22 protein-coding genes are annotated in these 25,668 nt (G+C 68.4%); 10 read left to right on the top strand and 12 right to left on the bottom strand.

The features are described 5' to 3' along the window. Positions 1-101: 101 nt before the first annotated feature. The 6 genes from KW835_RS27060 to KW835_RS21220 form a co-directional block, all read right to left on the bottom strand. Positions 102-1,973 (bottom strand): amino acid ABC transporter permease/ATP-binding protein, encoded by a 1,872-nt coding sequence (locus KW835_RS27060; RefSeq protein ID WP_218386110.1) that lies wholly within the window; start codon positions 1,971-1,973, stop codon positions 102-104. Positions 1,974-2,015: 42 nt separating this feature from the next. Further along, complete coding sequence (locus tag KW835_RS21240) at positions 2,016-2,528, bottom strand: GNAT family N-acetyltransferase (RefSeq protein WP_218386108.1); 513 nt, start codon at positions 2,526-2,528, stop codon at positions 2,016-2,018. 13 nt (positions 2,529-2,541) lie between these two features. Then, positions 2,542-3,747 (bottom strand): M20 aminoacylase family protein, encoded by a 1,206-nt coding sequence (locus KW835_RS21235; RefSeq protein ID WP_218386107.1) that lies wholly within the window; start codon positions 3,745-3,747, stop codon positions 2,542-2,544. Beyond that, a complete protein-coding gene (locus tag KW835_RS21230; protein ID WP_218386106.1) occupies positions 3,747-5,105 on the bottom strand; it encodes an LLM class flavin-dependent oxidoreductase in 1,359 nt (452 codons plus the stop codon). The genes KW835_RS21235 and KW835_RS21230 overlap by 1 nt, the downstream gene beginning before the upstream one ends. A gap of 40 nt (positions 5,106-5,145) precedes the next feature. Continuing rightward, positions 5,146-6,147, bottom strand: a complete 1,002-nt coding sequence (locus KW835_RS21225; RefSeq protein WP_218386104.1) for an LLM class flavin-dependent oxidoreductase — start codon at positions 6,145-6,147, stop codon at positions 5,146-5,148. A gap of 130 nt (positions 6,148-6,277) precedes the next feature. Continuing rightward, the gene (locus KW835_RS21220; protein ID WP_218386103.1) at positions 6,278-7,624 is read right to left on the bottom strand and encodes a branched-chain amino acid ABC transporter substrate-binding protein; all 1,347 of its coding nucleotides are present in this window, start codon (positions 7,622-7,624) and stop codon (positions 6,278-6,280) included. Between the two features lie 95 nt (positions 7,625-7,719). Between KW835_RS21220 and KW835_RS21215 the strand changes: the two genes are divergently transcribed. After that, complete coding sequence (locus tag KW835_RS21215; protein WP_218386102.1) at positions 7,720-8,106, top strand: Hsp20/alpha crystallin family protein; 387 nt, start codon at positions 7,720-7,722, stop codon at positions 8,104-8,106. A 170-nt stretch (positions 8,107-8,276) separates the two neighbouring features. Here the strand turns inward: KW835_RS21215 and KW835_RS21210 are convergent, their stop codons facing one another. Continuing rightward, the gene (locus KW835_RS21210; protein WP_218386100.1) at positions 8,277-9,248 is read right to left on the bottom strand and encodes a helix-turn-helix domain-containing protein; all 972 of its coding nucleotides are present in this window, start codon (positions 9,246-9,248) and stop codon (positions 8,277-8,279) included. A gap of 222 nt (positions 9,249-9,470) precedes the next feature. Here KW835_RS21210 and KW835_RS21205 point away from each other — a divergent pair, with 222 nt between their 5' ends. Genes KW835_RS21205 through KW835_RS21180 form a run of 6 tightly spaced genes read left to right on the top strand, consistent with a single transcriptional unit; the run spans position 9,471 to position 15,453 of the window. After that, entirely contained in the window at positions 9,471-10,673 is a 1,203-nt protein-coding gene (locus tag KW835_RS21205) for an amino acid ABC transporter substrate-binding protein (RefSeq protein ID WP_218386099.1), read from the top strand. A 6-nt stretch (positions 10,674-10,679) separates the two neighbouring features. Continuing rightward, positions 10,680-11,558 carry a branched-chain amino acid ABC transporter permease gene (locus KW835_RS21200; protein WP_218386097.1) on the top strand — a complete coding sequence of 293 codons (879 nt, stop codon included), beginning with the start codon at positions 10,680-10,682 and terminating at the stop codon, positions 11,556-11,558. Next, entirely contained in the window at positions 11,555-12,496 is a 942-nt protein-coding gene (locus KW835_RS21195; protein WP_218386096.1) for a branched-chain amino acid ABC transporter permease, read from the top strand. The genes KW835_RS21200 and KW835_RS21195 overlap by 4 nt, the downstream gene beginning before the upstream one ends. After that, on the top strand, positions 12,489-13,247 hold the full coding sequence (locus KW835_RS21190; RefSeq protein ID WP_218386094.1) for an ABC transporter ATP-binding protein: 759 nt from the start codon (positions 12,489-12,491) through the stop codon (positions 13,245-13,247). The genes KW835_RS21195 and KW835_RS21190 overlap by 8 nt, the downstream gene beginning before the upstream one ends. Further along, complete coding sequence (locus KW835_RS21185) at positions 13,244-13,954, top strand: ABC transporter ATP-binding protein (protein WP_218386092.1); 711 nt, start codon at positions 13,244-13,246, stop codon at positions 13,952-13,954. The genes KW835_RS21190 and KW835_RS21185 overlap by 4 nt, the downstream gene beginning before the upstream one ends. 47 nt (positions 13,955-14,001) lie before the next feature. Continuing rightward, positions 14,002-15,453, top strand: a complete 1,452-nt coding sequence (locus KW835_RS21180) for an aldehyde dehydrogenase (RefSeq protein WP_218386090.1) — start codon at positions 14,002-14,004, stop codon at positions 15,451-15,453. 115 nt (positions 15,454-15,568) lie between these two features. Here KW835_RS21180 and lolD read toward each other — a convergent pair whose 3' ends face one another. Continuing rightward, positions 15,569-16,291, bottom strand: a complete 723-nt coding sequence (lolD, locus tag KW835_RS21175) for a lipoprotein-releasing ABC transporter ATP-binding protein LolD (RefSeq protein WP_218386089.1) — start codon at positions 16,289-16,291, stop codon at positions 15,569-15,571. Then, on the bottom strand, positions 16,284-17,537 hold the full coding sequence (locus KW835_RS21170; RefSeq protein ID WP_218386086.1) for a lipoprotein-releasing ABC transporter permease subunit: 1,254 nt from the start codon (positions 17,535-17,537) through the stop codon (positions 16,284-16,286). Before KW835_RS21170 ends, lolD begins: the two co-directional genes overlap by 8 nt. A gap of 82 nt (positions 17,538-17,619) precedes the next feature. On the opposite strand from KW835_RS21170, the gene KW835_RS21165 reads away from it, so the two are divergent. Next, positions 17,620-18,588: a phosphoglycerate mutase gene (locus KW835_RS21165; RefSeq protein WP_218386084.1), complete on the top strand. Its 969-nt coding sequence runs from the start codon at positions 17,620-17,622 to the stop codon at positions 18,586-18,588. Beyond that, entirely contained in the window at positions 18,585-20,300 is a 1,716-nt protein-coding gene (gene recJ / locus KW835_RS21160; RefSeq protein WP_218386081.1) for a single-stranded-DNA-specific exonuclease RecJ, read from the top strand. The genes KW835_RS21165 and recJ overlap by 4 nt, the downstream gene beginning before the upstream one ends. A gap of 79 nt (positions 20,301-20,379) precedes the next feature. Here the strand turns inward: recJ and KW835_RS21155 are convergent, their stop codons facing one another. From KW835_RS21155 to KW835_RS21145, 3 genes are all read right to left on the bottom strand, one after another. Beyond that, the gene (locus tag KW835_RS21155) at positions 20,380-20,604 is read right to left on the bottom strand and encodes a 4-oxalocrotonate tautomerase family protein (protein WP_218386080.1); all 225 of its coding nucleotides are present in this window, start codon (positions 20,602-20,604) and stop codon (positions 20,380-20,382) included. 84 nt (positions 20,605-20,688) lie between these two features. After that, positions 20,689-22,497, bottom strand: coding sequence for a methyl-accepting chemotaxis protein (locus KW835_RS21150; RefSeq protein WP_218386078.1), 1,809 nt, complete (start codon positions 22,495-22,497; stop codon positions 20,689-20,691). A 333-nt stretch (positions 22,498-22,830) separates the two neighbouring features. After that, entirely contained in the window at positions 22,831-24,663 is a 1,833-nt protein-coding gene (locus tag KW835_RS21145) for a methyl-accepting chemotaxis protein (RefSeq protein ID WP_218386076.1), read from the bottom strand. Positions 24,664-24,810: 147 nt separating this feature from the next. On the opposite strand from KW835_RS21145, the gene KW835_RS21140 reads away from it, so the two are divergent. Then, a complete protein-coding gene (locus tag KW835_RS21140; protein ID WP_218386074.1) occupies positions 24,811-25,668 on the top strand; it encodes a 3',5'-nucleoside bisphosphate phosphatase in 858 nt (285 codons plus the stop codon).

Genomic DNA, 25,668 nt, shown 5'->3' with positions numbered 1-25,668 from the left:
GCAGGTTGCGTGGGTGGGTGTGAAAGAAAAATGAGTGCTGCGTCCACGCTGACGCCCGGCCTGGGTGCAGGCCGGCGGCAGCGGGCAGGGAAAGAGGTTTTCTAGAGCACCTTGGCCAGAAACTCGGCCGTGCGCGGGTGGTCCGGCCGGCTGAACACCTTGGCGGGCGCGCCCGTTTCGATGATCCGACCCTGCTCCATGAACACGACCGTGTCAGCCACCTCGCGGGCGAAGCCGATCTCGTGCGTCACGATGATCAGCGTGGTGCCGGTGCGCGCCAGTTCCTTGATGACATCCAGCACCTCGCCCACCAGTTCGGGGTCGAGCGCCGAGGTGGGCTCGTCGAACAGCAGCACCTTGGGCTTGAGCGCCAGTGCCCTGGCAATCGCCACCCGCTGCTGCTGCCCGCCGGAGAGCTGCCGGGGGTAGCTGTGCGCCTTGTCGGACAGGCCCACGCGGGCCAGCAGCTCCAGCCCCAGGGCCTCGGCCTCCGCACGCGCGACCTTGCGCACGTTCACCGGTGCCTCGACGATGTTCTCCAGCACCGTGAGGTGCGGGAACAGGTTGAAGTTCTGGAACACCATGCCCACGTCCACCCGGCGCTTGAGGATGTCCTTCTCGCCCAGCTCGTACAGGGTGTCCGCGTCCTGGCGGTAGCCGATCAGCTCGCCATCGATGGCGATGAAGCCGTCGTCCACGCGTTCGAGGTGGTTGATGGTGCGCAACAAGGTCGACTTGCCCGAGCCGGACTGCCCCAGGATCACCGTGACGCTGCCGGGGGGAACCGTCAACGTCACGTCCTTCAGTACGCGCAAGGCGCCGTAGCTCTTGGACACGCCGTGGATGGTGACTTCACCACCGCGGTTGCGCTCGCCCGTCCAGCGCGGCACGGTGGCGACGGCGGGCGCGGGCGCCGCCACGGTGCGTTCAGCTACTGCATCTCCCTGGACGGCCACGCGCCGCGCAGGCCACAGGCGCTGCGCCATGCCGCTGAAGATCGACGGCGGCAGGCTGCGCAGCGCGCCCTTGGAAAAGTGGCGCTCGATGTAGTACTGCAGCAGCGACAGCACCGTGAGGATCACCAGGTACCACACGGTCGCCACCATCAGCAGCGGAATCACCTCCAGGTTGCGGCGGTAGATGATCTGAATGGTGTAGAACAGCTCGGGCAAGGCCAGGATGTACACGTTCGACGTGCCCTTGGCCAGCCCGATGATGTCATTGAAGCCCGCCGGCAATATGGACCGCATGGCCTGCGGCAGCACGATGCGAAACGCCTGGCGGCGGCGCGGCAGGCCCAGGGCGGCCGCCGCTTCCAGCTGCCCCTGATCCACCGATAGGATGCCGCCGCGCACGATCTCCGACGCAAAGGCCGCCTGGTTCAGCGTGAGGCCGATCAGCGCCGCCACGAAGGGACTGATGAGCTGCGTGGTGGGGTACGAGAAGAACGTCCAGCCGGTGAAAGGCACGCCCAGGCTCACGGTTTCGTACAGGTAGCCCAGGTTGTTGATGATGAGCAGCAGCACGATGACCGGGATGGACCGGAATATCCAGATGAAGGCCCACGACAGCCCCGCCAGCAGCGGCGAGCGCGACACGCGGGCCAGCGCCAGCGCCGTGCCCAGCGTGAAGCCGAACAGCGCCCCGAGCGCCGTCAGCAGGAGCGTGCGGCCCAGGCCCACCAGCACGGGTTCCGAGAAGAAATACTCGCCGAAGATGCTCCAGCCCCAGCGCGGGTTGGCAAGCACCGAGTACAGCACCAGCGCAATGACAACAGCTGCAAACACGGTGCCCACGGCCCGCGCCCGGTGTCGCGCAGGCACGACCCGGTAGTGCGAGAAGTCGCCCTTGGCGGGCGCGGACGATGGCGTGGCAGGGGACGCACTGGATGCATGGCTGCCAACGGCTGCAGCGGGATGCACTGGGCCTCGTGGCAGACCTCCAGCGGCATCCAGGATGGTGGTTGTGGACATGGTGGCAAGAACTCCCGAAACAATGCGTCGGACAGGGTGAAATCAGGCTGCGCGGGCCAGTTCCTGCGCCCGCAGCCACTTCTCGAACGGCAGGTGCCGGTAGGTCTCGTGCGGCAACGATGTATCGAACAAGGCGGCGTAGCCATGGCTCAGGTACAGCCCCACGGCCTCGGGCTGGCGAAAGCCCGTGGTGAGGTACAGCCGCGCGTAGCCTTGGCGCAGCGCCTGCGCCTCCAGTTCCTGCAGCACGCGGCCCGCCAGGCCCTGGCGGCGATGGGCCGAGTGGGTCCACACGCGTTTGAGTTCGGCCGTGTCGGGGTCGTCATGGCGCTTGAAGGCGCCGCCGCCGATGGCCCGCCCATCGCGCAGCAGGAGCAAGAAATTGCCGCCTTGGGCAGGCGAGAACAACCCGGGCGCGTATTTGTCCATTTCGCGCAGGCCGCCTTCCTGCTGGTAGAAATCGCCATAACGGCTCTCGTACTCTTGAGTCAGCTCGTCGATCAAGGGCCGAGCCAGCGGGTCCTGCGGCGTGGTGTAGATGAATCTGTCGCTCATGGTGGGCTCCGGGTCAAGCGAGAAACCGCTCGGCCAGCCGCACCCAGTACGTGGCCGATGGCGCCAGGATGGCGTCGTTGAAGTCGTAGTACGGGCTGTGCAGCGATGCGCCATCGCCATTGCCCACGAACACGTAGCTGCCGGGGCGCTTGAGCAGCATGAACGCGAAGTCCTCGCTGGCCGTGCGCGGGCGAAACCCGGCGTCCACGCGCGCGGCGCCGAAGGTGTCGATGGCCACACTGCGCGCCAGCTGCGTCTCGGCATCGTGGTTGAGCACCGCCGGATAGCCGGGCCGGTACAACACATCGGCCGTGGCGCCGAAGCTCTCGGCCTGCGCGCGGGCGATGGCCGGAATGCGCTCCTTGAGCACCTCGCGCACCTCGGGCTTGAAGGCGCGGGCCGTGAGCTTGAGCTCCACGCTCTCGGGCACCACGTTGGGCGCGTTGCCGCCGTGGATGGAGCCCACCGTGACCACGCCCATGTCGAGCGGATCGACATTGCGCGAGACCACCGTCTGCAGCGCGGTGATGATGTGCGCGCTGGCGACCACCGGGTCCACCGTTTCGTGCGGCGCCGCGCCGTGGCCGCCCTTGCCGCGCACGGTGATGGTGATCTGGTCGACCGAGGCCATGGCAGGCCCCGTCACGCAGCCGAAGTGCCCCGCGCCCACGCAGGGCCAGTTGTGAAGGCCGAACACCGCGTCGCACGGAAAGCGCTCGAACAGGCCCTCGCCGATCATGTGCTGTGCACCGCCGCCGTTCTCCTCGGCGGGCTGGAAGATCAGGTTCAGCGTGCCATCAAAACGGCCCGACTCGGCCAGGAAACGCGCGGCGGCCAGCAGCACTGTGGTGTGCCCGTCGTGCCCGCAGGCGTGCATCACCCCGGCGTTCCGGCTGGCATAGGGCAGGCCCGTGGCCTCGGTGATGGGCAGTGCGTCCATGTCGGCACGGATGCCCAGGGCCTTGGTACCCTGCCCTTTGCGCAGCGTGCCCACCACCCCCGTGCCCGCGATGCCGGTGGTCACCGCGTAGCCCCAGGACCCCAGGCGCTCGGCCACAATGGCCGAGGTGCGGTGCTCCTGGAACGACAGCTCGGGGTGCTGGTGCAGGTCCCGGCGCAATGCCTGGAACTCGCCGATGAAGGCCGCAATGCCCTCTTCCACACATTTCACGCGCTGCACGTCCTGCTCTGGAGCCGCTGTCGGCAATGCCGCTCCCATCACGCGACCTTCTTCTCAGGCGTCTTGCCTGCGTCAGCCGCGACCTGCGCGTACCGGCTGGCCTTGCGCGGCAGTCCCAGGTGGTCGCGCAGGGTGTGGCCCGGCAGCGTGCGCTGGTAGCGGCCCCGCGCCTCCAGCACCGGGATCACGTGGGTGATGAAATCATCCAGCCCCTGCGACAGCACGGGGAAGCCCAGGATGAAGCCATCGGCCGCGCCTGCGTCCACCCAGCGGATGATCTCGTCGGCCACGCGCTCGCCGGTGCCCACGAACTGCGAGCGCGGCGTGGCGGCCTCCAGCGCCACTTCGCGCAGGGTCAGGCCGCGCGCCTTGGCGTCGGCCTTGATGCGGTCGGTGGTGGAGCGAAAGCTGTTGCGGCCGATCTCGCCCAGCTCCGGGAAGGGTTCGTCGAGCGGGTACTGGCTGAAGTCGTGGTGGTCGAAGTAGCGGCCCAGGTAGGCCAGCGCTTCATCGACCGTGAGCAGCTCGCGGATGGCCTGGTACTTGGCCTCCGCCTCTTCCTGCGTGGCGCCCACCACGGGGCCGATGCCGGGGAATATCTTCACATCGTCGGCCTGCCGGCCGTGCACCACGGCGCTGGCCTTGACCTTGCGCAGAAAGCTGCGCGTCTCATCGACCGAGGGCGAGTGGGTGAACACCGCATCGGCGTACTTGCCTGCCAGTCCGATGCCTGCGTCGGATGACCCGGCCTGGAAGATCACCGGCTGCCCCTGCGGCGACCGGCCGATGTTGAGCGGCCCCGCCACCTGGAAGAAGCGGCCCTTGTGGTTCAGCGTGTGCAGCTTCGCCGGGTCGAAGAACTGGCCAGTGGCGCGGTTGCGCACCACGGCGTCTTCGTCCCAGCTGTCCCACAGGCCCTGCGTCACCTGCAGGTACTCGTCGGCGATCTCGTAGCGCAGCGCATGCTCGGGGTGGTTGCGGCTGTAGTTGCTGGCCGTGCCCTCCAGCGGCGTGGTCACCACGTTCCAGCCTGCGCGCCCCTTGCTGATGAGGTCCAGCGAAGCGAACTGCCGCGCCACCGTGAAAGGCTCGCTGTACGAGGTGGAGATGGTGCCCGCCAGCCCGATCTTCGACGTCGCCACGGCGAGCGCCGACAGGATGGAGATGGGCTCGAAGCGGTTCAGGAAGTGCGGGATGGACTTCTCGTTGATGAACAGCCCGTCGGCGACGAAGGCGAAGGCAATGCCATGGGCCTCGGCCTTCTTCGTGGTCTCGATGTAAAAGTCGAGGTTGACGCTCGCGTCCGCAGGGCCTGCGGGGTGCTTCCACGAATTCATGTGGCCGCCTGCGCCATGCAGCATGACGCCGAAACGGATGGGGGATGGGGTGTAGCTCATGGTGTCTTTTCCAGGGAAAGTAATGGCCGCGCCCGGCAGCTCAGACCTCGGCGGTGGCGTAGGCACCGGCCAGCAGTTCGACCGACGCCAGCCGCTCGGCAAAGCCCGTGACGGGCGTGTCGACCACGAACTCCTCGATGCCGTAGCGCTCGCTGAGCACATCGAGCTGCTCGCGCACATGCTCGGGCGAGCCGGCGATCACGTGGGGCCGGGTTTCTTCGAGCCGGTAATCCGCCACGCCGGCCTGGCGCGCGAACTCCGCGGCCGCCTGCGCGCTGGGCAGGTTCACGCTCTGTCCGGTGGACAAATGCAGCTTGAAGACGCGCAAGGCACCCACCAGGCTTTCGGCCTCGGCCTGCGTGGGGGCCACCAGCGCATAGAGCGCCAGCGACGGGGCCCGGCCAGCGGCTTCGCGGTACACGCGCACCGTGCGCTCGATGTTGACGGGGTCGCCGTTGAAATGGCCCGCGTACGTGAAATGCCAGCCGTGGCGCGCCGCCAGCACAGCGCTGTCGGGGCTGCCGCCGAGCAGATGGCGCTCGGGCAGGCTGGGCGGTGCGGGGTAGGCCACGGCGCCCGCCAGCGCGTGGTCCGGGTCCAGCGTGCCGTGCAGGAAGGCGTCCAGCTCCGCAAAGCGCGCGCTGAAATCGGACGGCCTGGATTTGTCGTGCAGCGCCTGCAGCGCCCGCGTGGACAGCGGCAGGCCGCCGGGCGCCTTGCCCACGCCCAGGTCCACGCGGCCGGGCGCCAGCGAGGCGAGCACCTTGAAAGCCTCGGCCACCTTGAAAGGGCTGTAGTGCTGCAGCATCACGCCGCCCGAGCCGATGCGGATGCGCGAGGTGCGCGCCAGCAGATGCGCCACCAGCACCTCGGGCGCCGAGCCGGCCAGGCCCGGGTTGCCATGGTGCTCCGCCACCCAGAAGCGTCGGTAGCCCAGTTGCTCGGCGCGCTGGGCCAGCGCTACGGTGCGCTGCAGCGCCTCGGCCGCCGTGGCCCCGTCGGGGATGGGACTTTTGTCGAGCAGGGAAAGGGCGTAGGACACGGTGGAGGCAGCGAATCGCGCATGAGTGATCGATGCGGCAAATTCTGTGGCCCGGGGGCCTCCACCGGTTGCGCTAACTTTTCATATCGATATGCGGCGCGCGCTGGGCCGCACATCCCCAAGTCGCGCGTCAGGGACGCTGCATTGCACAGCTGTGAGGCTGCTGGGCCTTGGCGGCGGCAATCTGCCTCACTACGCGAAAGCCGTAGCCCGAGCCTTCGACGTCGAACTTCACGCCCGGTGCGCCCTTCCTGTCCATCACGCCCACCACCAGCGCCTGCTGGAACTGGTGGTCCGCCGCGCGCATGCTGCCGCCCTGGCCGGAGAGCTGCACGTTGGCGCCCTCCATCTGGCGTGCGATGGCCACGACATCGGTGCTGCCCGCGCGCTCGATCGACTGGGCCAGCGCCTCGACCATGAGCTGCATGCGCATGTGCACATAGTCGTCCTGCGGTTTCGGGAAACGCGTGCGGAACGACTGGTAGAACGCCTCGCTCTGCGCGCCCGGCACGTTGGGCAGCCAGTCGGCCACCGCGACCACCTTGCCGATGCCTGCATCGCCGATGGCGGCGGGCGCACCCAGTGCGTTGCCGTAGAAGGTGTAGAAGCTGCCTTCGTAGCCCACCTCGCGCGCAGCCTTCACCAGCAGCGTGAGGTCGTTGCCCCAGTTGCCGGTGACCACGGCCTGCGCGCCGCTGGTCTTGATCTTGACCGCATAGGGCGCGAAGTCCTTCACGCGGCCGATGGGGTGCAGCTCGTCGCCCACCACGGCCACATCGGGGCGCTGGGCGGCCAGCTGCTTTTTCGCCTCGCGAAGCACGGCCTGGCCGAAGCTGTAGTCCTGGCCGATGAGGTAGACGCTCTTAAGAGCCTTGTCCTCGCGCATGACCTCCATGAGCGCGGCCATGCGCATGTCGGCATGGGCATCGAAGCGGAAGTGCCAGAAGCTGCATTTCTCGTTGGTGAGGATGGGGTCCACCGCCGAGTAGTTCAGGAAGATCACGCGCTTGTTCGGCTCGCGCTCGTTGTGCTTGTTGATGGCCTCGATCAGCACCGCTGCGGTGGCCGACGAGTTGCCCTGCAGGATGACCTGCGCGCCGTCGTCGATGGCGGCGCGCAGCGCAGAGAGCGCCTCTTCGTTCTGGCCCTTGCTGTCGTAGCGCTCCAGCGCCAGCGGACGGGGGCCGCCGCTGCTGGCGGGCAGCTGCACGCCGCCGCGCGCATTCACGCGCTCCATGGCCCAGTACACGTTGCGGTAGACGGCCTCGCCGGTGTTGGCAAACGCGCCCGAGAGGCTTTCGATGAGGGCCACCTTGACCGGCTTGGCCGGCGCGCTGGCTGCTGCAGGATTCGCACTTTGCGCAGCCGCTGGTGCCATTGAAAACAAGGCACCCGCCATGCCGAGAAGCGCCGCAAAAACCGTAGGACGTAGTGCCTTGGCGCCTGTTTTCAAGCCCCCGGATCGCAATTTATTCATGCCACTTTTTCCCTTGAAAAGCGATGCGGCCGTACATAACTCCTGTCCATGCGGCGACCACGTCGAGAGCCGCGCAGTGTAAAGGAGTACCTTCCATGATCTTCGCCCCCGTCGCCCGCCGTTCCGCCTTCAACGCACCCCGCTCCGCAGACCTGGCGCTGCAGCGCTTTTTGCTGGGCAGCTTTGCCAATGCCGCCCCTGCCGGCTCCGCTGGCGTGAGCGTGACCCAGGACGAGAAGACCACCACCTTGCAGCTCGATGTGCCCGGCCTGGCGCGCGAGCAGCTGTCCATTCAGATCGAAGGCAACCAGGTCCGCCTGCACAGCGTGGAAGGCGCGCCCCGCCAGGTGCAGCGCGCCTGGGAGCTGGCCACTGAAATCGACGTGGCCAACAGCAGCGCCAGGCTGGAAAACGGCGTGCTGACCCTCACGCTGGCCCGCCTGGAGCCCGTGAGCCGGGCCACGCAGCTGAGCATTCAGTAAAGCACCTGCTTGGAGAACGCATCCGTCCGCTCTGGGCGGGTCGTCTTCAGACAGCAGTTTTGCTATTGATTCAATAGCTTGAGACGCCCTTGCCGCGAGCGGCAGGGGCGTTTTTCATTGTAAAAATCGGCTGCCAGGCCTGCACCGCGGCCTGCGGGCACACCCGCTCCTCAGTGCGCCAGCGCCGGCGCACTCGCCCGCGTGCGGTACTCGCTGGGGCTGCATCCCACCTGCGCGCGGAACACGCGGCTGAAATGCGCGCTGCTCGCAAAGCCCCAGGACAGCGCGATGTCCGTGACCGAGCGCTGCGCCTGCGCACTGCTGCGCAGGTCGCGCAGGCAGGCCTCCAGGCGCCGCCGCTGGATCATGGCGGCCAGCGTTTCCTCATCGTCGGCCACCGCGTTGTACAGGTGGCGCTTGCTGCAGTTGAGCGCCTGGGCCATGCGGTCGATGGTGAGATCAGGGTCTGCGAGGTGGCGGTCGATGAATTGGCCGATGCGGTCGCGCAGGGCTTCGCGCTGCGACACGGCGCTGTGCTGGCCGTTGCGCTCCAGCAGCGACAGCTGCACCAGGTGCGTGATCACGTCGGCCACGCCGTCGGCAGCGGCGTCGGACATGCTGGGCAGTTCGGTGAACGCCGCGCGCATGGTGTCCCACGCCAGGCGCGACACGCCCGTGGTGCCTGAAAACCGCTGCACCATCAGGTCATCGAGCTTGAGCTTGCGCTCGGGCAGTTGCTCCTTGGGGATCATCAGCACCATCTGGCGCACGGCCTCGGGGTTGCTCACGGCGTAGGCGCGCGTGGTGTCGTACACGCTCCATTCGCCGGGCGACAGCCACACCTGGCGGCCGTTCTGCTCGAAGCAGGCGCGCCCTTCGAGCTGCGCCACCACCTTGATGTAGGCCCGGTCGCTGCTGCGGATGAGGCTGGGGGTGCGCACCACGCGGTGGCGGCTCACGTCCAGCTGGCACAGGTTGACGTAGCCTGCCTGGCCCGAGGTGATGTGGCCCGCGAAGGCCTCGTCGCCGAAGGCATCGGACTCCAGCCCGCCAATGAGGCGCCACACCGCGTCGCCCCACAGGTGCAGGCGGTCGCGCGGTGGCACGGTGTCGGTCGATACCTCGGTCAGAGGGTGGGCCATGGGTGTCTCCAGTCGTCATGCAGACGGTGCCGCCTGTCTCTGGCTGGATTATCGACCGCAGCCCTATTCCTGCGGCGGGTGCGGAAATCCGGGTAAACCCCCTGCACCGTGCACGCTCGGACAAGGCTTTTGTGCACGCAGAGCGCAGCGTGCAGGCCGGTGTCTTCCTACGATCCCGGTACGGCCTGCGCTGCGCGGGCCTCCCATCCGTGGAGACACACAATGACAAAGCACCACCAACCCTCCAAGCGCCAATGGATCAAGGGGGCCGCCGCCACCGTGGGCGCGCTGGCCGTGGCGCCGCAACTGCTGGCCCAGTCGGGCCCCGTGCGCATCGGCTACGCGATCGCCCGCACGGGCCCCTGGGCTGCGGGCGCCCAGGTCAGCCAGGAGCCCAACTACCTGCTGTGGGCCGAACAGGTGAATGCGGCGGGAGGCCTGTCCGTCAAGGGCGCCAAGCGGCCCATCGAGCTCATCGGCTACGACGACCGCAGCGAGACCGAGACCTGCGTGCGCACCTTCGAAAAGCTCATGGGCAGCGACAAGGTGGACCTGATCCTGCCGCCCTGGGGCTCGGGCGCCAATTTCGCCATCGCGCCGCTGGCCAACCGCTTCGGCTACCCGCTCCTGGCGCCCACGGCGCTGTCGCGCAAGCTGATCGACATGAACCTGCCCTACTTCTTCTCGCTCTTGCAGCAGCCCGACAAGATGATGGGCGCGCTGGTGGACATGCTGGTGGCCAACGGCGTGAAGTCGGTCGCCATCGTCTACATGGACGACCTGTTTGGCCTTGAGAACTTCGCGGCGCTGAACAACGCGCTCAAGAAGACCAGCATCCAGGTGGTGGAGAGGAAGAGCTACCCGCTGGGCGTGAAGGACCTGGCGCCCGTGCTGCGCGGCATCAAGGACCTGAACCCCGACGCCTTCATCGGCATCACCTACCCGCCCGACACCATCCTGGCCAGCCGCCAGGCGCGCGAGGTGGGGCTGAACCCCAAGTTCTTCTACGCCTCGGTGGGCACGGCCTTCCAGCTCTACAAGAACGTGATGCAGGCCAACACCGAGGGTGTGATCGGCATGGGATCGTGGAGCGTGAAGACCAGCCCCGAGGCCAAGGCGTACTTCGACGCCCACGTGAAGAAGTTCAACAAGGAGCCCGACCGCTGGGCCAGCGGCCATGCCTGGGCGGGCCTGCAGATCCTGCAGCAGGCCGTGGAGAAGGCGGGCCTGGACCGCAAGGCGCTGCGCGAGCACATCGCCAGGAACGAATTCAAGACCATTCTGGGCGGCATCCGCTTTGCGGGCAGCGAGAACGCGTCCATCCCCGGCACCGTGAGCCAGTGGCAGGGCAGCGACTTCGAGGTGGTCTGGCCGAAGGATCGCGCCACAGCACAGCTCAACACCAACAAGCCTGCCTGGAAGTAACACGGAATGTCCCTGACCTCCTGGGCCGAACTGGTCGCCAGTGGCCTCATTACCGGCGGCATCTATGCGCTGGTGGCCATGGGCCTGAACCTGCAGTACGGGCTGATGCGCATCATGAACATCTCGCATGGCGAGTTTTTGATGCTCGGCGCCTTCATCACCTGGTGGGCGCACACGGCGTGGGGCTGGTCGCCCCTGCTGCTGATGCCCATCGCCTTCATCGCGCTGTTCGTGCTGGGCGTGGTGGTGCATGCGCTGTGCTTCAAGCGCCTGGCAGCGCGCGCACCGAACGTGGACGTGTTCGAGGCGCGCAGCCTGATGGTGGGCTTCGGCCTGATGTTCCTGGTGCAGAACACCGCCCTGGTGATCTGGGGCGGCGACCTGCGCGGCTACGAATATCTGGCCGACCCGATACAGGTGGCGGGCATGCGCTTCACCGAGAACAAGCTGGTGCTGTTCGGCGTGGCGCTGGCCCTGTCGGCCGCGCTGATCGCGCTGCTCAAGCTGACCCTGCTGGGCAAGGCCGTGCGGGCACTGATGCAGTCGCCCACCGGGGCGCAGCTGGTGGGCATCAACACCCGGCGCCTGCACCCCATGATGTTCGGCATCGGCCTCGGCCTGTCGGGCGTGGCGGGAGCGCTGCTGTCGATGACCTACGAGATCTCGCCCTCCATGGGCGAGCCCTACACCGTGACGGCGCTGATCGTCATCACGCTGGGCGGCTTCGGCAGCCTCGCGGGCAGCCTGGCCGGCGGATTGCTGCTGGGCGTGGTCGAAGCCCTGGGCATGCACTTCAGCAGCCCGTCTCTCAAGATGCTGCTGAGCTATGCGGTGTTTATCGGCGTGCTGATCTGGCGCCCCAACGGCCTCTTTTCCAAGAAATGAAATCCTTCCATTCCAACAAGCCCTGGCTCGCGCTCGCGGCGGGCACGGCCGTGGTCGGCACCCTGCCCTGGCTGGTGTCCGAATTCGCGGCCTCGGTGCTGCTCAGCTGCCTGATGTACATCGCGCTGGCCACCAACTGGTCGCTGTTCTGCGGCGCCACGCGCTACCTGTCGCTGGCCACCTCGGCCTTCTTCGGCATCGGCGCGTATGCCAGTGCCACACTGCTGGGCACGCTGCCCTGGCCGCTGGTGATCGTGGCGGGAGCACTGATCGCCGCTGCGGTGGCCGTGGTCATGGGGGCGGCGGTGCTGCACCTGCGCGGCACCTACTTCGCGGTGCTGACCTTCGGCATGACGGAGCTGATCCGCCACGCGGTGACCTTTGTCGAGAAGCAGGTCTCGGGCACCGTGGGCCGCGTGCTCACGGTGGTGCCCAGCAACGAGACGGTGTACCTCACGGTGCTGCTGATCGCCTCAGGCGCCATCGCCACCGCGATTGCCGTCAAGCGCAGCCGCTTCGGCCTGGCGCTCTCGGGCATTGGCGCCGACGAGCAGCGCGCCCAGACCCTGGGCGTGGACACGCGCCTTGCCAAGATCGCGGGCTTCGGCATCACCGCCGCGTTCGCGGGGGCCGTGGGCGCGGCCATGGCCGTGCGCTGGACCTACATCGAGCCCGCCGCCGTGTTCAGCCCCTTCATCGGCTTCCAGACGGTGCTGATCGCGCTGATCGGCGGTGCGGCCAGCATCGGCGGGCCGGTGCTGGCGGCCATCGTGTTCAGCCTGCTGGCAGAAACGCTGCGCCTGCAGCTGCCCTATGGCTACATGATGGTTCTCGGCCTGCTGCTGATTTTGTGCGTGATGTACCTGCCCAATGGCCTGGCCACGCTGTGGCAGCGCAAGCGGACTGCCACAGCGCAGCAGGAGGCGGCCCATGGCTGAGACCCTGCTGACCATCGACGCCGTGACGGTGCGCTTTGGCGGCCTGACCGCCGTGGACGGCGTGAGCGCCACGCTGCAGGCGGGTGAACTCATCGGCATCATCGGCCCCAACGGCGCAGGCAAGACCACCTTCTTCAACGCCATCTCGGGCGTGCAGCCGCCCACCTCGGGCACGCTGGTGAGCGGCACCGACAACCTCACCGGCAAGGGACCGCACCACTATGCGGCGCACGGCATTGCACGCACCTTCCAGACGCCGCGCGTGTTCCCCGACATGACGGTGCGCGACAACGTGCGCTTCGGCATGCAGTTCGCAGGACGCCACCGCCAGGGGCCCGTGGGCCTGCGCACCGAGGACGAGATCCTGGCCATGCTGGGCCTGGCCGCCCTGGCCGAGCGCCCCGCCGCCGACGTGACGCCCTCGCAGCAGCGTCTGCTGGAGATCGGCATGGCGCTGGGCACGCGCCCGCGCCTGTTGCTGCTCGACGAAGTGGCCGCCGGCCTGACCGAGGCCGAGGTGAATGCCATGGCCCAGCGCATCCGCCGCCTGCGCGACGACTGGGGCCTCACTGTGGTGTGGATCGAGCACGCCGTGACCACCCTGCTGAAATACGTGGAGCGGGTGCTGGTGCTGCACCAGGGCCGCAAGATCGCCGACGGCACGCCCGCCGAGGTGGTGCGCAACCCGGAGGTGATCGAGGCCTACCTGGGCGATGAAATGACGGCCACCAGCGAAGGAGCCACGGCATGAGCGGCGCACACCTCACCGTGCAGGGCCTGACCACGGGCTACAACGGCTTCCAGGTGCTGCAGGACCTGTCGCTGGAGGCCAGGCCCGGCATCACGGTCATCGTGGGCCCCAACGGCGCGGGCAAGACCACGCTGCTCAAGGCGCTGGCGGGCCTGCTGCCGCGCCAGGGCACAGTACTGCTGGATGGCCAGGCCGTGCCCGCAATGAATGCGACGGCCTGCGTGCAGCGCGGCCTGGCCCTGGTGGCCGAAGGGCGCCAGCTGTTCCCGCAGATGACGGTGACCGAGAACCTGGAGCTCGGTGGCTGGCTGGTGCCCTCGCGCGTGCGCGCCGAGCGCCTGGCCCAGGCCTTCGAGGACTTTCCGCGCCTGAAGGAGCGCGCCCAGCAGCTGGCCGGCACCATGAGCGGCGGCGAGCAGCAGATGGTGGCCGTGGCCCGCGCCATGATGAGCGGCCCGCGCCTGTTGATGCTGGACGAGCCATCGCTGGGCCTGGCGCCGCGCATGGTGGACGAGCTTCTCTCCATCGTGCAGCGCATCGCGGCCCAGGGCGTCACCGTGCTCATGGTGGAGCAGAACGTGCGCAAGGCGCTGCAGGTGGCGCAGCGGGGCTATGTGCTGGAGCGCGGGCGCATCGTCGCGTCCGGCGAAGCGTCGACGTTACTGCAATCGGATGCAGTCCGGCAGGCCTACCTCGGCGTAGCCTGATTGCCCTCTTCTTTCCTTCTTTCTTGTTGCCCAGGAGACTATTTCCAATGACCGCCATTTCCATGCTGATCAACGGCGAGCGCGTGCAGGCCACGGGCGGCGCCACCTTCGAGCGCCGCAATCCGCTGGACGGCTCCGTGGCCACCACCGCGCCGGCTGCCACGGTGGCCGACGCCAAGGCGGCTGCCGATGCCGCCGCCCAGGCCTTCCCCGCCTGGTCGGCGCTGGGGCCCAACGCGCGCCGCGCGCTGCTGCTCAAGGCCGCGCATGCGCTCGAAGCCAAGGGCGAGGCCTTTGCCGCCGCCATGGCGGCCGAGACCGGGGCCTCGGGCCTGTGGGCCGGCTTCAACGTGCACCTGGCCGCCGGCCTGCTGCAGGAGGCCGCAGCCCTGACCACGCAGATTGCTGGCGAGGTGATCCCGTCCGACGTGCCGGGCAGCTTGGCCATGGGCGTGCGCCAGGCCGCGGGCGTGGTGCTGGGCATAGCGCCATGGAACGCGCCCATCATCCTCGGCGTGCGCGCCATCGCCACGCCGCTGGCCTGCGGCAACACGGTCATCTTGAAGGGCTCGGAACTCAGCCCCGCCACGCACGGTCTGATCATCGAGGCCCTGCAGGAGGCTGGCCTGCCGCCGGGCGTGGTCAACTTCGTGACCAATGCGCCGGCCGATGCTGGTGCGGTGGTGGAGGCCATCGTGGCCCACCCGGCCGTGCGCCGCGTGAACTTCACGGGCTCCACCAAGGTGGGCCGCATCATTGCGCAGACCTGCGCGAAGTACCTGAAACCTGTGGTGCTGGAACTCGGCGGCAAGGCTCCGCTGCTGGTGCTGGATGATGCCGACCTGGACGCCGCCGTGGCCGGCACCGTGTTCGGCTCGTTCGCCAACTCGGGCCAGATCTGCATGTCCACCGAGCGCATCATCGTGGACAACGCAGTGGCCGACGCCTTCGTGGCCAAGCTCGGCGAGCGCGCCAAGGCCCTGCCCCTGGGCGACCCGCGCAAGGGCCCTGTGGTGCTGGGCTCGGTGGTGGACATGGCCACGGTGCACCGCTGCAATGCGCTCATCGACGACGCGCTGGCCAAGGGCGCCACGCTGGTCTGCGGCGGCAAGAGCGACAGCACGCTGATGCAGGCCACGGTGCTCGACCACGTGACCGCCGAGATGGACATCTACCGCGAAGAGTCCTTCGGCCCCGTCAAGCCAGTGGTGCGCGTGAACGGTGTCGAGGAAGCGATCGCCTGCGCCAACGACAACGAGTTCGGCCTGTCCTCCGCCGTATTCAGCCGCGACGTGGCCAAGGCCTGGAACGTGGCGGCGCGCATCGAGTCGGGCATCTGCCATGTCAACGGCCCCACGGTGCATGACGAAGGGCAGATGCCGTTCGGCGGCGTGAAAAGCTCGGGGTATGGGCGGTTTGGCGGGCTGGCCGGCGTGCGGGAGTTCACCGAACTGCGCTGGATCACGGTGCAGACCACGGCCCGCCACTACCCGTTCTGACGGCATCGGGCTGGCGGCCGAAGCGCCAGCCCCGGTGCGGACTTGGCGCAGCAGCTCCAACAGCCTGCACGCCCGCCGCGAACGCCCCGGGGCAGGCATTCGCAGCGCCAGCGAATCACTCGCCGAGCACGCCCGACACCAGCCTCACCACCCGCCCGCAGCGTGCCGCCAGGGATTCGTCATGGGTCACCATCACAAACGCGGTGCCGTGGTCCCGCGCCAACTTGAGCATCAGCTCGAACACCGAATCCGCGGTCTTTCGGTCCAGGTTGCCCGTGGGCTCATCGGCCAGCACGCATGCGGGCCGGGTCACGAGCGCACGGGCGATGGCGACCCGCTGGCGCTCGCCGCCCGACAGCTCGGCGGGGCGATGGTGGACGCGCGACTTGAGACCCACGGCCTCCAGCACCTGCTCGGCCTCCTGCTGGCACTGGGCGTACGGCATGCGACGGATGCGCAGCGGCATGGCCACGTTGTCCAGAGCGCTGAACTCGGGCAGCAGGTGATGGAACTGATAGATGAAGCCCAGGTGCTGGTTGCGCAGCTGGCCCTGGCGATCTGCCGACAGCGATGACAGCGTCTCGCCCTGGAGGCGGACCGTTCCGGATGTCGGTGCATCCAGGCCGCCCAGCAGGTGCAGCAAGGTGCTTTTGCCCGAGCCGGAGGCCCCGACGATGGCCACGGTTTCACCCGCGCAGATCTGCAGGTCCACGCCGTGCAGCACCGTCACGTCGAGCCGGCCTTCCGTGAAGCGCTTGGTCAGGCCCTTGGCTTCCAGCACCACCGCGCCATGTGCCTGGCCGCGTTCGTTGCCGTTGTTGTTCTTGTCGTCACTCATAGCGCAGCGCCTCGGCAGGGTTCACACGGCTGGCGCGCCAGCTGGGGTACAGCGTGGCCACGAAGGCCAGCACCAGGGAGATGAGCCCGATGGGCACGATGTCGCTGCTCTGCGGCTCGCTGGGCATCTTGCTGATGAGATAGATGTCCTTGGGCAGAAAGCTCGCGTTCAGTGCGCGCTCGATGGCGGGCACGATCACGTCGATGTTGAACGCGATCCCGAGGCCCAGCAACAGGCCCACGGCCGTGCCGATCACGCCCACCATGGCGCCCTGCACCACGAAGATGCCCATGATGCTGCGGGGGCTCGCGCCCAGCGTGCGCAGAATGGCGATGTCGGCACGCTTGTCGGTCACGGTCATCACCAGGGTGGAGACCAGGTTGAACGCGGCCACCGCCACGATGAGCGTGAGGATGATGAACATCATGCGCTTTTCGAGCTGCACGGCCGCGAACCAGGTGCGGTTCTGCTGCGTCCAGTCGCGGATCAGCAGCATGCCGCTCAGGCTGCCGGCCAGCTGCTGCGCCACTTCGCGCGCCTGGTGCAGGTCCTTGAGCTTCAGGCGCACGCCCGTGGGGCCTTCCAGGCGGAAGATGCGCTGCGCGTCCTCGTGGTGCAGCAACACCAGGGCCGAGTCGTATTCATAGTGGCCCGAGTCGAACGTGCCCGCCACCGTCATCTGCTTGAGGCGCGGCACCACGCCCGCAGGGGTGACCTGGCCTGCGGGGGCGATCAGCGTCACCACGTCGCCGGGCCGCACGCCCAGCGCGCGGGCCAGCTCGCCGCCCAGTACCACGCGGAATTCGCCGGGCACCAACAGATTGAGCGTCTTTTCATTGGTGGCGGCCAGGTCGGTCACCGCGCCTTCCAGCGCGGGGTCGATGCCGCGCACCAGGGCGCCTTTCATGTCCTCGCCCCGCGCCAGCAGGGCCTGCGCGGCCACGAAGGGGGCAGCGCCCACCACGTTGGGGTTTTGCTTGGCCTCGGCCAGCGTGCGCGCCGGGTCGGGCAGCGCGGCGCCCTGGGGCGCGAAGATCTCGATGTGCGAGACCACGCTGAGCATGCGGTCGCGCACTTCCTTTTGAAAGCCGTTCATCACCGACAGCACGATGATGAGCGCCGCCACCCCGAGCGCAATGCCCAGCATGGACACGCCCGAGATGAACGAGATGAAGCCGTTGCGCCGCGTGGCGCGGCCGGCGCGGGTGTAGCGCCAGCCCAGGGCCAGTTCGTAGGGGATTTTCATGGATGAGGAAAGAAGGCCTTGTGCCCCAGCGGAATGCCGGGCCCGGGCCGGGGCAGATTGTGGCATCCCGGACAATAGGGGGATGTCGGACACCACCCATTTGCTGATCCCCTACGCTGCGAGCGCCTCCGAGGGATGCCAGCAAGCCCTGCAGAACCTCCCCTTGCCCCATCTGGACCGGCTCCTGGCCCGGCTCAGCCTGCATCCCGCATCGAGCGACAACGGCGAGGACACCAGCTTCACCCCACCCCACGAACGCACCCTGGCGCGCGCCCTGGGCCTGCCGGCCCAGGATGGCCGCATTCCCTGGGCTGCGTGGCACCGCCACCAGCAGGGCCTGCCCGACGGCGGCCAGGCGTGGGCCTTCTTCACGCCCTGCCAGTGGCAGGTCACCACCGACCACGTCACCCTGCGCGACCCCGAACTGCTGGGCCTGGACGAGGCCGCTTCGCGCGCGCTGCTGGCCATCGTGGCGCCGTGGTTTGCCGAGGACGGCATCACCCTGCACTACGACACGCCCACCCGCTGGCTGGCCCATGGCGAGCTGTTCGACCAGCTCGCCACCGCATCGCTGGAGCGCGTGCTGCTGCGCGATGTGCGCGCCTGGATGCCCGACGCCCGGGCCGAGCCGGCCGCGCGCACCCTGCACCGCCTGCACAGCGAGATGCAGATGCTGCTGTACACCCACGCCTTCAACGACGAGCGCACGGCGCGCGGACTGCCCGTGGTCAACTCGTTCTGGGTGCACGGCGCGGGGTTGCTGCCCCAGCCCGCCCCGGATGCCGATGCCGTGCCACCCACCATGCCCACCACGCTGCGCGACGCGGCGCTGCGCGAGGACTGGCGTGCCTGGGCGCAGGCCTTCACGGCGCTGGACGCGGGCCCGGTGGCCGATCTGCTGAGGCAGGCCGAGGCCGGCGCGCACGTTCAGCTCACACTGTGTGGCGAGCGCAGCGTGCGGGCGTTTCACACGGCCCCGCGCAGCCTCGCCCAGCGCATTCAAGGCCTTTTCAGGCCCTCCCGCTTCATGGACCTGCGCCATCAGCTATGAAAATAGTAGCAAGAGACATTCCCCCCCGCGCCGCCTGGGCGCTGGAGCAGGCCGGAGTGCACCCGCTGCTTGCACGCCTGTATGCGGCGCGCGGCGTGCGCGCCAGCGATGAGCTGGACGACGGCCTGGCCCGGCTGCTGCCGCCTAGCGGCCTGAAGGGCATCGACGACGCCGCACGCCAGTTGGCCGACGCCATGGCGCACCACAAGCGCCTGATCATCGTGGCCGACTACGACTGCGACGGCGCCACCGCCTGCGCCGTGGGCGTGCGGGGCCTGCGCATGCTGGGCGCACAGCATGTGGACTACCTCGTGCCCGACCGCGTGACCGACGGCTATGGCCTGACCCCACCCATCGCGCGCCGCGTGAAGGAGCGCGGCGCCGACGTGCTGATCACCGTGGACAACGGCATCGCCAGCGTGGAAGGCGTGGCGGAGGCCAAGGCGCTGGGTCTGCAGGTGGTCGTCACCGACCACCACCTGCCCGGCCCCGAACTGCCCCTGGCCGACGCCATCGTCAACCCCAACCAGCCCGGCTGCACGTTCGAGAGCAAATCCATCGCCGGCGTGGGCGTGATGTTCTATGTGCTGCTGGCCCTGCGGGCCGAGCTGCGGGCGCGGGGCGTGTTTGATGCGGCCACACAACCCAAGCTCGACCCGCTGCTCACCCTGGTGGCGCTGGGCACCGTGGCCGACGTGGTCCGGCTCGATGCCAACAACCGCCGCCTGGTCGCCCAGGGCTTGAAACGCATCCGCGCCGGCCAGATGCCCGCCGGCGTGGCCGCGCTGTTCAACGCGGCGGGCCGCAAGGCGCCCGCAGCCACCACGTTCGACTTCGGCTTTGCGCTGGGCCCGCGCATCAACGCAGCGGGGCGCCTGGCCGACATGACGCTGGGCATCGAATGCCTGCTGACGGACGATGCCGGCCGCGCTGCCGAACTGGCCAGCACGCTGGACGGCATCAACCGCGAGCGGCGCGAGATCGAGGGCGGCATGCGCGAGCAGGCGATGCTGATGGCCGAGAGCCTGTTCGACAACGGCGAGGAGCCGCCGCCCGCCATCAGCGTGTTCGACCCGGATTTTCACGAAGGCGTGGTGGGAATCGTGGCCAGCCGCATCAAGGACAAGCTGCACCGCCCGACCTTCGTGTTCGCGGCCAGCAGCGCGCCGGGCAAGGAGCACGAGCTCAAGGGCTCGGGCCGCTCCATCCCCGGCTTTCACCTGCGCGACGCGCTGGACCTGGTGGCCAAGCGGCACCCGGGCGTGATCCTCAAGTTCGGCGGCCATGCGATGGCCGCGGGCTGCACCGTGACCGAAGAGGGCTTTGCGGCCTTCGAGCAGGCCCTGGCCCAGGTGGCGCAGGAGTGGCTCGACGCCTCCACCCTCACCCGCCGCATCGAGACGGACGGCCCGCTCTCGCCCGAGTACTGCCGCGCCGACATCGTGGACACGCTGCACCGCGAGGTCTGGGGCCAAGGCTTTTTGCCCCCCACGTTCAGCGAGGAGGTGCAGATCGTGAGCCAGCGCCTGGTGGGCGAGGCGAAGAACCACCTGTCGATCAAGCTCATCCACCAGGGCAATCCCGTGGATGCGATCTGGTTCGGCCATACCGAGCAGCTCCCCGCGCGGGTGCTGCTGGCGTTTCGGCTGGATGTGAATGAATGGCGGGGCGAGCGGAAGGTGCAGTTCCTCGTCGAGGGCGCCGAGATCTAGGTGCTTCGCACCTCGGTGCGTCCGCCAGAGGCGCCGCTGGCTTGGGGCTGCGACAGTTGCACAGGCTGGTGCCCGCAGCTCAGGTCTGCAGGGGCCCTTTGCTGCGCTGGCGCACCACGGTGACCTGCTCGCCGCCCACGCCCCAGTTGTCGGGGTCGATCTCGTCGATGATGACGGTCACGGTCTCGGGTTTCTTGTCCAGCACCTCCTGCATGAGGCGGGTGACGCCCGCGATCAGGGCGGCCTTCTGGGCGGATGTGGTGGGAATGTCGCGGTTGGCGAGGCGGATGTTGACCAGGGGCATGGGCGGGTCCTTCGTTCTTTCTTTCGGTGCGGTATCAAAGCAAAAGGCAGCCAGGGCTGCCTTTGTTTTTTGTTGCGGGCTGGGTCAGAAGCTTTCCCAGTCGTCATCTCCTCCCTGGGCCGCAGCACGGGGTGCAGGGGACGGGGCTGGCGCATGGGCGGCTGCGGCACGGGGTGCGGGGGCTGCCGATGATGCGAGCCGTGGGGCGGCAGGCGCCTTGGCGCTGGCGGGCTTGGGTGGTGCGGCGACGCGTGCCGCACTCGGGGAGACCTTCACAGCCGCAGCGGGCCTTGGCGCGGCAGCCGGAGCGGGTCGTGGTGCCGCAGCGGGTGCACGCACTGCCGCAGCAGCGCCGACGTTGAACACCGACACCACCTCCGCCAGCCTCTGCGCCTGGTCGCGCATCGACGCCGCCGCAGCGGTCGACTCCTCCACCAGCGCCGCGTTCTGCTGCGTCATCTGATCGAGGTGCGTCACCGCCTGGTTCACCTGCGCTATCCCGTCCCGCTGCTCCGTCGAGGACGCCGTGATCTCTCCGATCAGATCGCTCACCCTCTGCACGCTCGCCACGATCTCCTGCATGGTCTGCCCCGCCTGCGCCACCTGCGCCGAGCCCGACTCCACGTTCTGCACCGACGCGCCGATCAGCGCCTTGATCTCCTTGGCCGCCTCCGCGCTGCGACCGGCCAGGCTGCGCACCTCGCTGGCCACCACCGCAAAGCCCCGGCCCTGCTCTCCCGCCCGCGCCGCCTCCACCGCCGCGTTCAGCGCCAGGATGTTGGTCTGGAACGCGATGCCGTCGATCACGCCGATGATGTCGTTGATCTTCTTGCTGCTGTCGGTGATCTGCTGCATGCTGGTCACCACCTGCCCCACCACTTCGCCGCCACGCGCTGCGGCCTGCGCGGCGGTGCTGGCCAGCTGGTTGGCCTGGCGGGCGGTGTCGGCCGACTGGCTCACCGTGGCCGTGAGCTGCTCCATGCTCGCCGCCGTCTCTTCCAGGTTCGAGGCCGTCTGCTCCGTGCGCGCCGACAGGTCATGGTTGCCGTTGGCGATCTCCACCGACGCCGAGGACACCGAGTTCACCCCCGTGCGCACCTCGCCCACCACGCCCCGCAGTCGCTCGGACATCGCCGACAGCGACCGCAGCATGTGGCCGAACTCGTCCTTGCGGGTGGACTGCAGCTCGCGGGTCAGGTCGCCAGCGGCGATGGCGTCGATGGTCTCGACCGCCTGGTCCAGCGGCACGGTGATGGAGTGAACCAGCCTCCAGGCCAGGAACAAGCCCACGGCCATGAGGACCAGCGAGGTCACGACGCCCCAGATGGCGTATTCCACGCGGCGTGCCGTGGCGTCGGCGCGGATGGCGTCGCGGCGCTTTTCCAGCGTGGCCACGAAGTCGTCCTGCGCCTTGAGGTACTTGGTGACCAGCGGCGCGAATTCATCGTCCGCAAACTTCTGGGTGGCCACGGCATCGCCCGCGCCCTTGAGCTCCCAGGTCTTGGCGGTGGCGGCCAGCACGGCCTTGCGGGCATCCAGCACCTTGTCGAGCGAGGCCTTTTCCTCGGGCGCGGTGGCCGACGCAACGATGCTTTCCTGCACCTTGTTGATGGCGCCGATGATCTCCTTGACCTTGGCGCCGTACTGCTCGGCCAGCACCGCGTCGGTGGTCACCGCGCCGCCCATGACCATGGTGACGGCGGTTTCGGTGGCGCCACGCCAGCGCACGGCCGAAGAGATGCGCGCCTCGATCTCCACCACGGCATCGATGGCGGAAGACATGGAGGTGTTGGCCCGGTTCTGCGCAAAGCCCGACAGCAGCAGCATGCCGATCATCAGGCCCAGAAAGGCGCCCCACAGCTTGCGGGAAACGCGGATATTGTCGAGTTGCATGGTTTGTTTTTCCTCGTGGATCTGTAGTGCTTTCATGCAAGGCGAGGCTCGCCCGGGAAACATTCGTTTACATCAGCAACTGGCATAGCCTACGCCAGCCCGGCCCGCTGCCGCGCCCGCCGGTCCCCGGGAGAAACCCGCATTCAGAAATCGAAGGAGCTGCCGGTATGCGGCTGACGGCACGGCCGGTAGCCCAACCCGTCATCGCGCACCGCTGCAAAGGCCACACTCGGCAACCGCGCACCGCGCACCGGGATGAAAGCGGCACCTAACGACCTGTCAACAAGGGTCATCAGCTATCAATTCGGGAGCGGCCAGGGCCGCCAACCGGGATCAGAAGCTTTCCCACTCATCGTCGTTGCCTCCTGCTGCGGGCCGGGGTGTGGGTGCTGGGGATGGTGAGGCCGATCCCGCCGCTGCATTGGCGGCTGCGTCAGGCTTGGCAGAGGCCAGCCGGGGGGCTGCGGCAGCCTTTGCGGCGGATGGAGATGCCGATGAGACGGGGGGTTTGGCCCCCTTGGCGGCCACGCTGCCCACGCGCGCGTTGGCGGCGGGTGCAGGCCGTGGGGCAGCAGCCGGAGCGGGTCGTGGTGCCGCAGCGGGTGCACGCACTGCCGCGGCAGCGCCGACGTTGAACACCGACACCACCTCCGCCAGCCTCTGCGCCTGGTCGCGCATCGACGCCGCCGCAGCGGTCGACTCCTCCACCAGCGCCGCGTTCTGCTGCGTCATCTGATCGAGGTGCGTCACCGCCTGGTTCACCTGCGCTATCCCGTCCCGCTGCTCCGTCGAGGACGCCGTGATCTCTCCGATCAGATCGCTCACCCTCTGCACGCTCGCCACGATCTCCTGCATGGTCTGCCCCGCCTGCGCCACCTGCGCCGAGCCCGACTCCACGTTCTGCACCGACGCGCCGATCAGCGCCTTGATCTCCTTGGCCGCCTCCGCGCTGCGACCGGCCAGGCTGCGCACCTCGCTGGCCACCACCGCAAAGCCCCTGCCCTGCTCTCCCGCCCGCGCCGCCTCCACCGCCGCGTTCAGCGCCAGGATGTTGGTCTGGAACGCGATGCCGTCGATCACGCCGATGATGTCGTTGATCTTCTTGCTGCTGTCGGTGATCTGCTGCATGCTGGTCACCACCTGGCCGACCACTTCGCCGCCACGCGCTGCGGCCTGCGCGGCGGTGCTGGCCAGCTGGTTGGCCTGGCGGGCGGTGTCGGCCGACTGGCTCACCGTGGCCGTGAGCTGCTCCATGCTCGCCGCCGTCTCTTCCAGGTTCGAGGCCGTCTGCTCCGTGCGCGCCGACAGGTCATGGTTGCCGTTGGCGATCTCCACCGACGCCGAGGACACCGAGTTCACCCCCGTGCGCACCTCTCCCACCACGCCCCGCAGTCGGTCGGACATCGCCGACAGCGCGCGGGTCAGGGTGCCCAGCTCGTCCTTGCGGTCGTCGTGGATGTTCTGCGTCAGGTCGCCCGCCGAGATCGCCTCGGCCAGCGCCACCGCGCGGTCCAGCGGCCGCGTGATGGAACGCACCAGCATGGCGGCCAGCACCATGCCCAACGCAATCACCACCGCTATCGCGGCCATGCCGACCAGCACCAGGTTGCCGCGGGTGTCGCGCGATGCCTTCACCGCCTCGTCGCGCTGGCGCTGCTGCGCCGCCACGAACTTGTCGATGGACGCCAGGTAGGCCACCGCCTTGGGCCTGTAGGTGCTCACCAGGTACGCCTGCTTGGCAGCGGCATCGCCGGCGTCCGTCAGTTCCTTGAGCTTGTCGCTCTGACCGCGGATGTCCGCGCGCGTGGCGGCGACCTCGGCCAGCGCAGCCTTGTCCATCGCCGACACAGAGGTTTTGCTGATCTGCTCCTGAACCGGCGTGATGCGGGCCGTGAGGGCTGCAACGCGGGCATCGAAATCCGCCTTGAGGGCCTGGTCAGTGGTGACGAAGCTGGCCATGGACATCGTCACGGCCACCTCGGCCAGGCCGCGCCAGGTCACGGCAGTGGTGATCGCTTCTTCGTGCTTGTCCACCACCTCCTCGGTGGCGACGGTCACCTGCCGGCCGTACCACTGTGTCCAGACCGTGGTCACCAGCATCAAGGCCAGCAAACCGAGGATGACGCTCCACATCTTGTGGGCCACACGCAGGTCGTTGAATTTCATGCTCGCTCCTTGGAACAGCCCCCGATGACCGGCTGCCGCTGCGGCTGTGCCAAAAGGCACCGGTAACGCAGCCGGGCCCATGCCCCTACTGTCAGTGTTGCTTGGTTCGGCAGCGCGCGTTATCGGTACAAGCCCTAAAATGAACTGGTGACAACCATTCTCAACGCCGACCTGCACTGCCATTCCGTCGTATCCGACGGCACCCTGACCCCGGAAGACCTGGCCGCCCGCGCCAAAGCCAACGGGGTCGAGCTGTGGGCGTTGACCGACCACGACGAGGTCGGCGGCCAGCACCGCGCCTTGGCCGCAGCGCGCGCACTGGGCATGCCCTACCTCACGGGTGTCGAGATCTCCGTCACATTTGCCGACACCACCGTCCACATCGTGGGCCTGGGGTTCGACCCCGACAACTCCCAACTGACCGAAGGCCTGGCCGCCACCCGCGGAGGCCGTGGCGACCGCGCCAAGGACATGGCCGAGCAACTGGCCCAGGTGGGCATAGAGGGCGCGTACGAAGGCGCGCTGCAGTTCGTGGGCAACCCGGCGCTGATCTCGCGCACGCACTTCGCGCGCTTCCTGGTGGAGACCGGCGTCTGCCGCGACACACCCGAAGTCTTTCGCAAGTACCTCACCGAGGGCAAGCCCGGCTACGTACCCCACCGCTGGGCGGCTCTGGGCGATGCCGTGCGCTGGATCACCGGGGCCGGCGGCATGGCAGTGATTGCCCACCCAGCCCGCTACAAGTTCAGCGCCAATGCGGAGTACGCCCTGTTCTCCGAGTTCAAGCAGCACGGCGGGCGCGGCGTGGAAGTTGTCACCGGCAGCCACAGCGCCCCCGAATACGTGACCTACGCCGCCATGGCCCAGGAATTCGGCCTGGCCGCCTCGCGCGGCAGCGACTTCCACAGCCCCGACGAATCCCACACCGATCTGGGCACGCTGCCGATGCTGCCCGGCCAGCTCACCCCGGTGTGGGAGCTGCTGGCCGACAGAATCGTGAGATGA

Origin of the sequence: Acidovorax sp. sic0104 (assembly GCF_019219095.1) — a bacterium.
In the GTDB taxonomy this organism is placed as follows: Bacteria; Pseudomonadota; Gammaproteobacteria; order Burkholderiales; family Burkholderiaceae_C; genus Acidovorax.
The sequence above is the reverse complement of the archived record's forward strand: the minus strand, read 5'-3'. Positions and strand labels throughout refer to the sequence as shown.

Coding starts and splice junctions, on each gene's coding strand:
- KW835_RS27060 (WP_218386110.1), bottom strand. CDS start 1,973: ATGTCCACAACCACCATCCTGGATGCCGCTGGAGGTCTGCCACGAGGC.
- KW835_RS21240 (WP_218386108.1), bottom strand. CDS start 2,528: ATGAGCGACAGATTCATCTACACCACGCCGCAGGACCCGCTGGCTCGG.
- KW835_RS21235 (WP_218386107.1), bottom strand. CDS start 3,747: ATGGGAGCGGCATTGCCGACAGCGGCTCCAGAGCAGGACGTGCAGCGC.
- KW835_RS21230 (WP_218386106.1), bottom strand. CDS start 5,105: ATGAGCTACACCCCATCCCCCATCCGTTTCGGCGTCATGCTGCATGGC.
- KW835_RS21220 (WP_218386103.1), bottom strand. CDS start 7,624: ATGAATAAATTGCGATCCGGGGGCTTGAAAACAGGCGCCAAGGCACTA.
- KW835_RS21215 (WP_218386102.1), top strand. CDS start 7,720: ATGATCTTCGCCCCCGTCGCCCGCCGTTCCGCCTTCAACGCACCCCGC.
- KW835_RS21210 (WP_218386100.1), bottom strand. CDS start 9,248: ATGGCCCACCCTCTGACCGAGGTATCGACCGACACCGTGCCACCGCGC.
- KW835_RS21205 (WP_218386099.1), top strand. CDS start 9,471: ATGACAAAGCACCACCAACCCTCCAAGCGCCAATGGATCAAGGGGGCC.
- KW835_RS21200 (WP_218386097.1), top strand. CDS start 10,680: ATGTCCCTGACCTCCTGGGCCGAACTGGTCGCCAGTGGCCTCATTACC.
- KW835_RS21195 (WP_218386096.1), top strand. CDS start 11,555: ATGAAATCCTTCCATTCCAACAAGCCCTGGCTCGCGCTCGCGGCGGGC.
- KW835_RS21190 (WP_218386094.1), top strand. CDS start 12,489: ATGGCTGAGACCCTGCTGACCATCGACGCCGTGACGGTGCGCTTTGGC.
- KW835_RS21185 (WP_218386092.1), top strand. CDS start 13,244: ATGAGCGGCGCACACCTCACCGTGCAGGGCCTGACCACGGGCTACAAC.
- KW835_RS21180 (WP_218386090.1), top strand. CDS start 14,002: ATGACCGCCATTTCCATGCTGATCAACGGCGAGCGCGTGCAGGCCACG.
- lolD (WP_218386089.1), bottom strand. CDS start 16,291: ATGAGTGACGACAAGAACAACAACGGCAACGAACGCGGCCAGGCACAT.
- KW835_RS21170 (WP_218386086.1), bottom strand. CDS start 17,537: ATGAAAATCCCCTACGAACTGGCCCTGGGCTGGCGCTACACCCGCGCC.
- KW835_RS21165 (WP_218386084.1), top strand. CDS start 17,620: ATGTCGGACACCACCCATTTGCTGATCCCCTACGCTGCGAGCGCCTCC.
- recJ (WP_218386081.1), top strand. CDS start 18,585: ATGAAAATAGTAGCAAGAGACATTCCCCCCCGCGCCGCCTGGGCGCTG.
- KW835_RS21155 (WP_218386080.1), bottom strand. CDS start 20,604: ATGCCCCTGGTCAACATCCGCCTCGCCAACCGCGACATTCCCACCACA.
- KW835_RS21150 (WP_218386078.1), bottom strand. CDS start 22,497: ATGCAACTCGACAATATCCGCGTTTCCCGCAAGCTGTGGGGCGCCTTT.
- KW835_RS21145 (WP_218386076.1), bottom strand. CDS start 24,663: ATGAAATTCAACGACCTGCGTGTGGCCCACAAGATGTGGAGCGTCATC.